We start from the raw sequence: 9,144 nt of genomic DNA on the forward strand, positions 1-9,144 counted from the left end.
GCGCGCACGCCTCCCGGGCCGCGGCTCGCGACAGGGACTGACGGCGGCGGGCCGGGACGGAAGGCGCCCGGTCCGGGTCAGTCCGAGATGAGGCCCTCGCGCAGCTGGGCCAGGGTGCGCGTGAGCAGGCGGGAGACGTGCATCTGGGAGATGCCGACCTCCTCGCCGATCTGCGACTGGGTCATGTTGGCGAAGAAGCGCAGCATGATGATCCGCCGCTCGCGGGGCGGGAGCTTGGCCAGCAGCGGCTTGAGGGACTCGCGGTACTCCACGCCCTCCAGGGCGCTGTCCTCGTAGCCGAGCCGGTCGGCCAGGGACCCCTCGCCGCCGTCGTCCTCGGGGGCCGGGGAGTCCAGCGAGGAGGCGGTGTAGGCGTTGCCGACCGCGAGGCCGTCGACGACGTCCTCCTCGGAGACCCCGAGCACCGCGGCGAGTTCGGTGACCGTGGGGGAGCGGTCCAGCTTCTGGGACAGCTCGTCGCTCGCCTTGGTCAGGGCCAGGCGCAGCTCCTGGAGCCGGCGCGGCACCCGCACCGACCACGAGGTGTCGCGGAAGAACCGCTTGATCTCGCCGACCACGGTCGGCATCGCGAACGTCGGGAACTCCACGCCGCGTTCGCAGTCGAACCGGTCGATGGCCTTGATCAGGCCGATCGTGCCGACCTGGACGATGTCCTCCATCGGCTCGTTGCGGGAGCGGAAGCGTGCCGCCGCGTACCGCACGAGCGGGAGGTTGAGCTCGATCAGGGTGTCCCGGACGTACGCCCGCTCCGGGCTGTCCTCGTCGAGGGCGGCGAGCCGGAGGAACAGGGAGCGGGACAGGGTGCGGGTGTCGATGTCCGCCGACGCCGGCAGCGCCGGTGCGTCCGTGGCCGGTAGGTCCGGGGCCGGTGCGGCCGCCAGGGCCGGAACGTCATCGATGGGGTCGAGCGCGTCGGGCGCGTCGAGCGTCTCGGGCGCTGTCTCGCTCTTGGTGAGCGTGAGCACCTTCGAGCTGCCCTGGTCTGCGGACATGCCACCCCCTTTGGGTCGCGGGACGGTCGCGGCGGACGCTCTCTCGCGAGGAGCGCAGCCTTCACCTGAATACCGGCGCCGGAGCACCGGCAAACGCTCTTTCCGCAGAATGTCACATGTCGGCAACACGCTGTAGTGACATGTCGACATGTGAGAAGTGAATAGCCCCTGGCAGCAGAGGTGCTGACGGTGTTTCGGGCCGTATTCGTCGGCAAATCCCCTGGTGGGCGTTTCCCTCTCGACGGTGACGGATCGAAGCTGCTTTCGGTTGTGCGCCGGTTCGATTCAGGACCGCGTCGATGATCCCGTCGGCGGTTGCGCCGGACGGGGGGAAGCCGTTATGCGTCGATGCGGTTGGCCGAGCGCAGGCGCTGGAAACTGCGCGCGAGAAGCCGGGAGACGTGCATCTGGGAGACGCCGAGTTCGGCGCTGATCTGTGACTGGGTCAGGTTGCTGTAGTAGCGCAGCAGCAGGATGCGCTGTTCGCGCTCGGGGAGCTGGACCAGCAGGTGCCGGACCAGGTCGCGGTGCTCGACCCCGTCCAGGGCCGGGTCCTCGTACCCGAGCCGGTCGAGCAGTCCGGGCAGTCCGTCGCCCTCCTGGGCCGCCTCCAGCGAGGTGGCGTGGTACGAGCGCCCGGCCTCGATGCAGGACAGCACCTCCTCCTCGGTGATGCGCAGCCGCTCGGCGATCTCGGCGGTGGTCGGGGAGCGCCCCAGGGCGGTGGTCAGGTCCTCGGTGGCGCTGTTCACCTGCACCCACAGCTCGTGCAGCCGGCGCGGCACGTGCACCGTGCGGACGTTGTCCCGGAAGTACCGCTTGATCTCGCCGACCACGGTCGGCATCGCGAACGTCGGGAACTGCACGCCCCGGTCCGGGTCGAAGCGGTCGATGGCGTTGATGAGGCCGATGGTGCCGACCTGGACGACGTCCTCCATGGGCTCGTTGCGGGAGCGGAACCGGGCGGCGGCGTACCGCACCAGCGGGAGGTTGGCCTCGATCAGCGCCCCACGCACCCGGGTGTGTTCCTCGGTCCCCGGCTCCAATTCCTTGAGCTGGGCGAAGAGCACCTGGGTGAGGGCCCTGGTGTCGGCGCCCCGGCTGCTGCGCTGGGGTGCGGGTTCGGTGCCGGCTGCTTCCGGGGTCGGTGGCTCGTGGGGCGGGGCCTGAGGCGCAGTACTGGCCGGCACGGTCAACTCCACCTCGTGATCCATCAACTCATCCGTCAAAAGCGGTCATAGCATCACAAGACATGTGCACTGTGTGCAAGCACCGCATAATGCCGTGTTGAAGGAGAGTTGGGGCAGAAGACGCGAAACGACCCCGCACCGGAGGGGTGCGGGGCCGGACCCACCGTGGGGTCAGAACGCGTAGTCCGCGACCACCCAGGTGGCGAACGCGCGCCACAGGGCGGCCCCGGCCTGGTGCTCCGGGTGCTGCACGTAGCGGCGCAGGGCCTCCGGGTCGTCGAACGACGAGTTGAGGGCGAAGTCGTAGGCGTCGGGCCGGTCGCTGACGTTCCAGCCCAGCTCCCAGGAGCGGATCTCCGGGACCTTGCCGTCGAGGGCGCGGAAGGCGGCCACGCCCTCGACCACGCGGGGGTCGTCGCGCTCGACGCCCTCGTTGAGCTTGAACAGGACCAGGTGGCGGATCATGATTTTCCTCCGTTGGCGACCCAGGTCATGAAGTCGCCGATGGCCTTGGCGGCGTCCGATATGCCCTCGAAGCCTATCTGGACGTAGTCCGCGGCCTTGGCCGGGTCGGTGATGATCAGGTAGAGCACGAAGACCACGAGCACGTAGACGGCGATCTTCTTCACATGCACCGCCACCGCGGCCTCCCCTGTGCCTGCTGTGTCCGTCGCGTCCGGGGCGCCTGTTGGAACGCCTGTTTGCCGGCCGCGAGTGTAGCTTCACGCCGTCTTCGACGACCAACGGCGCGCTGAACGGCGTCCGCGCCACGTGCCGTTTCCGATGCCCCCGGCGACCGGCACGGGGAGGCGGCCCGGCGGCGGGCGCGGGATCATCGGTCCATGGACGTCACCCTGCACCTCGCCCAGGACCCCGAGGCCGACGAACTGCTCGGACGCTCCCCGCTCGCCGCGCTGGTCGGGATGCTGCTGGACCAGCAGATCCCGATGGAGTGGGCGTTCAAGGGGCCCTCCACCATCGCCCGGCGGATGGGCGCCGGCGACCTGGACGCGCACGAGATCGCCGTGTACGACCCGGAGGCGTTCGCGGCGCTGCTCTCCGACAAGCCGGCCGTGCACCGCTACCCGGGGTCGATGGCCCAGCGGATCCAGCAGCTGTGCCAGTACCTCGTGGAGCACTACGACGGTGACGCGAGCGCCGTCTGGGAGGGCGTCGGCGACGGGCGCGAGCTGCTGAGGCGGCTTCAGGAACTGCCCGGGTTCGGCCGGCAGAAGGCGCAGATCTTCCTCGCGCTGCTCGGCAAGCAGCTCGGGGTGACGCCCGAGGGCTGGCGGGAGGCCGCGGGCGACTACGGCGCGCCCCGGTCCTTCCGGTCCGTCGCCGACATCACCGGGCCCGAGTCGCTGGCCAGGGTGCGCGCGCACAAGCAGGAGACGAAGGCGGCGGCCAAGGCGGCGAAGGCGGCCGAGGCCGGGGAGTCCGCGCGGGAGTAGCGCCCGCGTCAGCCGACTGGACCGCTCCGGCGTGCGCCGGGCTCGGTGCCGTTCCCAGCATGGAGCATGACCGAGCCACCCAGCGGAACGCGCCGGGGACCGGAGTTCGACGACCGGCGCGTCCACGCCGCCCGTGACCCGCACGCCCCGAGACCGCCGTACGAGGGTCCCGAACCGCCCTTCGAGGGACCGCTGCACCTGCTGTCCCGGGCGGCCTGGCAGGCGGTCCTCGTCACCGGTGCCGTCTCGCTCGTCCTGGGCGTCCTCGTCCTGGTCTGGCCGGGCGCCTCACTGCTCGCCGCAGCGGTCCTGTTCGGCCTCTACCTCCTCGTCAGCGGCGTCCTCCAGCTCGTCGCCGCCTTCGGTACCCACCGGACGACCGCGCTGCGCGTGCTGGCGTTCGTCAGCGGCACCCTGTCGGTCCTGCTGGGGCTGTTCTGCTTCCGCGACCTCACGCGGTCGCTGCTGCTGCTCGCGCTGTGGATCGGGATCGGCTGGCTGTTCCGCGGGATCACCCAGACGCTGGCCGCCGCCTCCGACCCGGCGGTGCCCGCCCGCGGCTGGCAGATCGCCCTCGGCGTGGTCACCGTCCTCGCCGGGATCGTGCTGATCGTCTCGCCGATCGAGTCGGTCGCCGTGCTCACCGTGGTCGGCGGGTGCTGGCTGGTCGTGGTCGGCGCGGTCGAGTTCGCCACGGCGCTGCGCATCCGGAGCCACGCCCGCCGGATCCCCCGGGAGGTGTGACCCCGTGCCCACACCCTCCGACCCCCCGGGTGCACCCCACTCCGACATATCCCCCCACCACCCCGCCCCGTCGCCACTTCCGTCCGCGACACCCCCACCCCCACCGACCACCGGCTCCGGCCCTTCCCCGGTCGGGTGCGGTACCCGGCGGCGTCCGTCGACCACCGGGCCCGGCTCTGTCCCGGATGTCTCTGGCCCTTCCCCGGTCGGGTCCGGTACCCGGCGGCGTCCGTCGACCACCGGGCCCGGCCCTGTCCCGGATGTCTCTGGCCCTTCCCCGGTCGGGTCCGGTACCCGGCGGCGTCCGTCGACCACCGGGCCCGGCGCCACCCCGCTCACCCCCGCCACCTCGCGCCCCGGCGCCACCCTCCGCCCCGGCATGTCCCCGGCCCGGTCCGGGAGTTCGAGGCGGGTTCGTCGCGGGGCGCCGTGCCGGACCGTCGCCGGGCGGTGGGGCGGTGGGGCGTCGCCGTGTCCCACCGCTGCGCCGGGCGGGCGGATTCCACCGGCCATGCGATGGACGCCGTACGCCGTCCGGGGAGATGACCTGCTGTGAGCACCTCGCCGCAGACCCGCCGAACCGTGCGCCGCCGCACCTGGCCACGGATGCTCGCGCTGCTGCTCGCCCTCCTCCTGCCGGTGGCGCACGCGGAGTCGGCGGCAGTGCCCGTCGCCGCCGTGGCGGGCGAGGTCGCCGAGGCCGACGTCCTCGACACCGCCCTCAGGCCGCCGGGGCGGGACTCGCACCGCCCCGTGGTGCCGCAGCGGCCGGTCCACCCGGCCCCCTCGCCCGCGCCGGCGACGCCGGCCCACGCCCCCCGGACGCCGACCGGACCGCCGTACCCACTGCGCACCCTGCGCTCGGTGGTCCTGCGCTGCTGACGGACCGCCCTTCCCCCAGGTCAGTCGGTACGACGCAAGGAGGCACGACCATGCCCTCGGATCCGTACGCCGTGCTGCGCGCCCTGGTGCGCGCGGAGGCCATCCGTAACGAACCCAAGCCCGAACTGAAGGACACCAAGCAGCCGCAGCAGCCGCCGAAGAAGCGGAGCCGCTGAGCCGCCGGCGGAGGCGGGCCTACCGCCTCCGCCGCGCTGTGCCGAACAGCGAGCGGGTGATCTCCCGCCCGATCCGGGTCCCGACGGAACGGGCCAGCGACCGGAACAGGTCGCTGCCGACGACCTGTTCGACGACGGACTCCTCACGCGGCCGGGGCCGCGCGGTCCCCGTCCCCGACTCCGTCGCCCGGGGCCTCGGTCCGGCCTGCGGCTCCCGCGCCTCGGCCGCCCGCAGCTTCTCGTACGCCGACTCCCGGTCCACCGCCCGCGCGTACCGCCCGTACAACGGCGAGGACGTCACCGCACGGTCCAGCTCGGCCGGTTCGAGCGGGGCCATCAGGGACTCGGGGGCGCGCAGCCGGGTCGCGGCGACCGGCGTCGGGGCGCCCTTCTCGCCGAGCACCGTGACGACCGCCTCGCCGGTGCCGAGGGTGGTGAGCAGCTCCTCCAGGTCGTAGGCGGAGTCGGGGAAGGTCCGCGCCGTCGCCCTGAGGGCCTTCTGGTCGTCGGGGGTGAAGGCGCGCAGGGCGTGCTGGACGCGGTTGCCGAGCTGGGCGAGGACGTCGCCGGGCACGTCCTTGGGCGTCTGGGTGACGAAGAAGACGCCGACCCCTTTCGAGCGAATGAGCCGCACGGTCCGGGTGACGGCGTCCAGGAAGGCCTTCGACGCGCCGTCGAAGAGCAGGTGCGCCTCGTCGAAGAAGAACACCAGCCGGGGCCTGTCGGCGTCACCGGTCTCGGGCAGGTCGTGGAAGAGGTCGGCGAGCAGCCACATCAGGAAGGTGGAGAACAGCTCCGGCCGGTCCTGCACGGCCGGCAGTTCCAGCACCGACACCAGGCCCCGCCCGTCCTCCGCGGTGCGCAGGAACTCCGCGGAGTCGAACTCCGGTTCCCCGAAGAAGACGCCCGTGCCCTGCGCCTCGAAGGCGGTCAGCGACCGCAGGATCACCCCGGCGGTGGCGGTGGACACCCCGCCGACCGCCTTCAGCTCGGCCCGGCCCTCGTCGGAGGCGAGGAAGGCGACGACCGCGCGCAGGTCCTTGAGGTCGACCAGCTCCAGGCCCTTGCCGTCGGCGTAGTGGAAGATCAGGCCGAGGGACTGCTCCTGGGTCCGGTTCAGCTGGAGCACCTTGGCGAGCAGCACCGGGCCGAAGCTGGTGACGGTGGCGCGCAGCGGGACGCCCCGGCCGAGGCCGCCGAGGGCGTAGAACCGGGCCGGGAAGCCGGTCGGCGTCCACCGCTGGTGCACCTCGGCGGCGCGGGAGCGGATCCGGTCGTTCGCCAGGCCCGGCGCCGCGACGCCCGACACGTCGCCCTTGACGTCGGCGAGGAAGACCGGCACGCCCTGCGCGGAGAGCTGCTCGGCGATCAGCTGGAGCGTCCTGGTCTTGCCGGTGCCGGTGGCGCCCGCGACGAGCCCGTGCCGGTTGAGCACCGGCAGCGGGATGCGGATCCGGGCGTCGGGCAGGCACCGGCCGTCCCACACCAGGGCGCCCAGCTCCAGCGCGGGCCCGGTGAACGCGTACCCGGCGGCGATCTCCAGGGCCTCCCGCGGGAGGGCGGGTGCGCTGCCGGGCGCCTCGGGACGGACGCCCGCGTGCGCGGTCTCGCTGTCACTCATGTCGGACCCCTGTTCCGTTTCGCCCCGGTTCACGGCATCTTTTCCAGCGTTGCACTCCCTCTCCATGGCTGCGCCCGGAACGTCTTGACCGGTAGGCTTTCCGTGTGATCTTCAAGCGCATCGGAAACGGCCGGCCGTACCCCGACCACGGCCGGGACAGCACCCGGCAGTGGGCGGACGTCGCGCCGCGCCCGGTCCGCCTCGATCAGCTCGTGACGACCAAGCAGCAGCTCGACCTGGAGACCCTCCTCGCCGAGGACTCCACCTTCTACGGCGACCTCTTCGCGCACGTCGTGAAGTGGCAGGGCGACCTGTACCTGGAGGACGGCCTGCACCGCGCGGTGCGCGCCGCGCTCCAGCAGCGTCAGGTGCTCCACGCCCGCGTCCTCGAGCTGGACTGACGGCCGCGCGGGCCCTCGGAACGGCACCGGCGGGCCCCGGCTTGGCCCTTTCGGGTTCATCCTGGGCGGCTCAAATGATCATCAGGTAGGCATCACCGCCCCGGCGCACTACGCTGCGCTCATGAGCATGCTGACTCCCCCCGGCATGGGCGGCCAGTACCGGATCACGGGGGACAAGTACCCGCGGATGCGTCCACCCCGTCGGCGCGGCAGGCTCGTACTCGTCGTCACCGGGTCCGTCGTCGTGATCGGCCTCCTCAGCTGGGGCACCCTGCAATTGGTCGACGTCTTCACCGGCGGCGGCGACAGCGCCTCGGCGGCCGGCACCAAGGCGGGCTGCGCCCGCGCGGCGACCCCCTCCCCCTCGCCCAGCCCGGCCGTGGCCGTGCCGCGGCCCGGTGCCGTCACGGTCAACGTGCTCAACGCCACGACCCGCGGCGGTCTCGCCAAGCGGACCGCCGACGAGCTGAAGAAACGTGGCTTCACCATCGGCGAGGTGGGCAACGCGCCCAAGCAGTGGGACAAGAAGGTCAAGGGCGCCGGGCTGCTGATCGGGCCCGGCTCGGCCCTGAACACGTCGCTGCCGGTGCTCGCCACCCAGCTGCCCACCGCCGAGCGCAGCACGGACGCGGCCCGCAAGGGCGCGGCGGTCGACCTCATCATCGGCAACGGCTTCCGGGAACTGGCGAAGAAGCCGGACGCCGACCGCGCGCTGGCCGCGCTGACCGCGCCGCGGCCGGCGGCCACCGGGACGAAGGGCTGCTGAACGGGCGGCCCCGGCCCGCCGCCGAGCGGCGGGGGCGCGGCGCCTGACCGGCGCTTGAGCGGCCCTGCTCGCCTGCCTCGTACGTCCGGCCCTGCTCGCCTGCCTCGTACGTCCGGCCCTGCTCGGCTGCCTCGTGCGTCCGGCCGTGCTCGGCTGCCTCGTGCGTCCGGCCGTGCTCGGCTGCCTCGTGTGTCCTGCCGTGCTCGCCCGCCCCGTATGCCGGGTCCTACTCGGCCGCCCCGTACATCCGGTCCCCCGCGTCGCCCAGGCCCGGCACGATGTAGCCGTGCTCGTTGAGGCGCTCGTCGACCGAGGCGGTGACGACCGTCACCGGGGTGCCGGCCAGCTCGCGCTCCATCAGCTCGACGCCCTCGGGGGCGGCCAGCAGCACCACGGCCGTCACGTCGTCCGCGCCGCGCCGGATCAGCTCCTGGATCGCCGCGACCAGGGTGCCGCCGGTGGCCAGCATCGGGTCCAGCACGTACACCTGGCGGCCGGAGAGGTCCTCCGGCATCCGGGTGGCGTACGTCGAGGCCTGGAGCGTCTCCTCGTTGCGGATCATGCCCAGGAAGCCCACCTCGGCGGTCGGCAGCAGCCGGACCATGCCGTCCAGCATGCCGAGGCCCGCCCGCAGGATCGGCACCACCAGAGGGCGCGGGTGGGAGAGCTTGACGCCGGTAGTGGTGGCGACCGGGGTGGAGATGTCGACCTGTTCGGTGCGCACGTCGCGCGTGGCCTCGTAGGCGAGCAGGGTGACCAGTTCGTCGGCGAGCCGGCGGAAGGTCGGGGAGTCGGTGCGGCGGTCGCGCAGCGTGGTGAGCTTGTGGGCGACCAGGGGGTGGTCGACGACGTGGAGACGCATGGGCACAACAGTAACCGCGCTCCGGTGCGGGCACT

At 72.7% G+C, this 9,144-nt stretch carries 12 protein-coding genes; 6 read left to right on the forward strand and 6 right to left on the reverse strand.

The genetic code is table 11. The features are described 5' to 3' along the window. Nucleotides 1-77 precede the first annotated feature (77 nt). The 4 genes from ACFF45_RS27215 to ACFF45_RS27230 form a co-directional block, all read right to left on the reverse strand. Nucleotides 78-1,013: an RNA polymerase sigma factor SigF gene (locus tag ACFF45_RS27215; RefSeq protein ID WP_381349209.1), complete on the reverse strand. Its 936-nt coding sequence runs from the start codon at nt 1,011-1,013 to the stop codon at nt 78-80. Nucleotides 1,014-1,351: 338 nt separating this feature from the next. Then, nucleotides 1,352-2,227, reverse strand: a complete 876-nt coding sequence (locus ACFF45_RS27220) for an RNA polymerase sigma factor SigF (RefSeq protein ID WP_381349210.1) — start codon at nt 2,225-2,227, stop codon at nt 1,352-1,354. 147 nt (nt 2,228-2,374) lie between these two features. Further along, nucleotides 2,375-2,668: a Dabb family protein gene (locus ACFF45_RS27225; protein WP_381349211.1), complete on the reverse strand. Its 294-nt coding sequence runs from the start codon at nt 2,666-2,668 to the stop codon at nt 2,375-2,377. Continuing rightward, nucleotides 2,665-2,844: a hypothetical protein gene (locus ACFF45_RS27230; protein WP_381349213.1), complete on the reverse strand. Its 180-nt coding sequence runs from the start codon at nt 2,842-2,844 to the stop codon at nt 2,665-2,667. The genes ACFF45_RS27225 and ACFF45_RS27230 overlap by 4 nt, the downstream gene beginning before the upstream one ends. Before the next feature lie 201 nt (nt 2,845-3,045). Here ACFF45_RS27230 and ACFF45_RS27235 point away from each other — a divergent pair, with 201 nt between their 5' ends. The 4 genes from ACFF45_RS27235 to ACFF45_RS27250 all read left to right on the forward strand — a co-directional run bounded on the left by ACFF45_RS27235 (nt 3,046) and on the right by ACFF45_RS27250 (nt 5,459). Beyond that, nucleotides 3,046-3,657 (forward strand): HhH-GPD-type base excision DNA repair protein, encoded by a 612-nt coding sequence (locus ACFF45_RS27235; RefSeq protein WP_381349215.1) that lies wholly within the window; start codon nt 3,046-3,048, stop codon nt 3,655-3,657. Nucleotides 3,658-3,723: 66 nt separating this feature from the next. Next, nucleotides 3,724-4,401, forward strand: a complete 678-nt coding sequence (locus ACFF45_RS27240) for an HdeD family acid-resistance protein (RefSeq protein ID WP_381349216.1) — start codon at nt 3,724-3,726, stop codon at nt 4,399-4,401. 552 nt (nt 4,402-4,953) lie between these two features. Further along, nucleotides 4,954-5,283, forward strand: coding sequence for a hypothetical protein (locus ACFF45_RS27245; RefSeq protein WP_381349217.1), 330 nt, complete (start codon nt 4,954-4,956; stop codon nt 5,281-5,283). Between the two features lie 50 nt (nt 5,284-5,333). After that, the gene (locus ACFF45_RS27250) at nt 5,334-5,459 is read left to right on the forward strand and encodes a hypothetical protein (RefSeq protein WP_381349219.1); all 126 of its coding nucleotides are present in this window, start codon (nt 5,334-5,336) and stop codon (nt 5,457-5,459) included. Nucleotides 5,460-5,478: 19 nt separating this feature from the next. Here ACFF45_RS27250 and ACFF45_RS27255 read toward each other — a convergent pair whose 3' ends face one another. Beyond that, nucleotides 5,479-7,080, reverse strand: a complete 1,602-nt coding sequence (locus ACFF45_RS27255; RefSeq protein ID WP_381349220.1) for a helicase HerA-like domain-containing protein — start codon at nt 7,078-7,080, stop codon at nt 5,479-5,481. 104 nt (nt 7,081-7,184) lie between these two features. Between ACFF45_RS27255 and ACFF45_RS27260 the strand changes: the two genes are divergently transcribed. Both ACFF45_RS27260 and ACFF45_RS27265 read left to right on the forward strand, forming a co-directional pair. Then, nucleotides 7,185-7,481 carry a type II toxin-antitoxin system VapB family antitoxin gene (locus tag ACFF45_RS27260; protein WP_003991361.1) on the forward strand — a complete coding sequence of 99 codons (297 nt, stop codon included), beginning with the start codon at nt 7,185-7,187 and terminating at the stop codon, nt 7,479-7,481. A gap of 145 nt (nt 7,482-7,626) precedes the next feature. Next, nucleotides 7,627-8,247 carry a LytR C-terminal domain-containing protein gene (locus ACFF45_RS27265; protein WP_381349241.1) on the forward strand — a complete coding sequence of 207 codons (621 nt, stop codon included), beginning with the start codon at nt 7,627-7,629 and terminating at the stop codon, nt 8,245-8,247. 226 nt (nt 8,248-8,473) lie between these two features. Here the strand turns inward: ACFF45_RS27265 and upp are convergent, their stop codons facing one another. Beyond that, entirely contained in the window at nt 8,474-9,109 is a 636-nt protein-coding gene (gene upp / locus ACFF45_RS27270; protein ID WP_381349222.1) for a uracil phosphoribosyltransferase, read from the reverse strand. Nucleotides 9,110-9,144: the final 35 nt, after the last annotated feature.

It is taken from the genome of Streptomyces cinereospinus (assembly GCF_042430725.1).
In the GTDB taxonomy this organism is placed as follows: domain Bacteria; phylum Actinomycetota; class Actinomycetes; order Streptomycetales; family Streptomycetaceae; genus Streptomyces; species Streptomyces cinereospinus.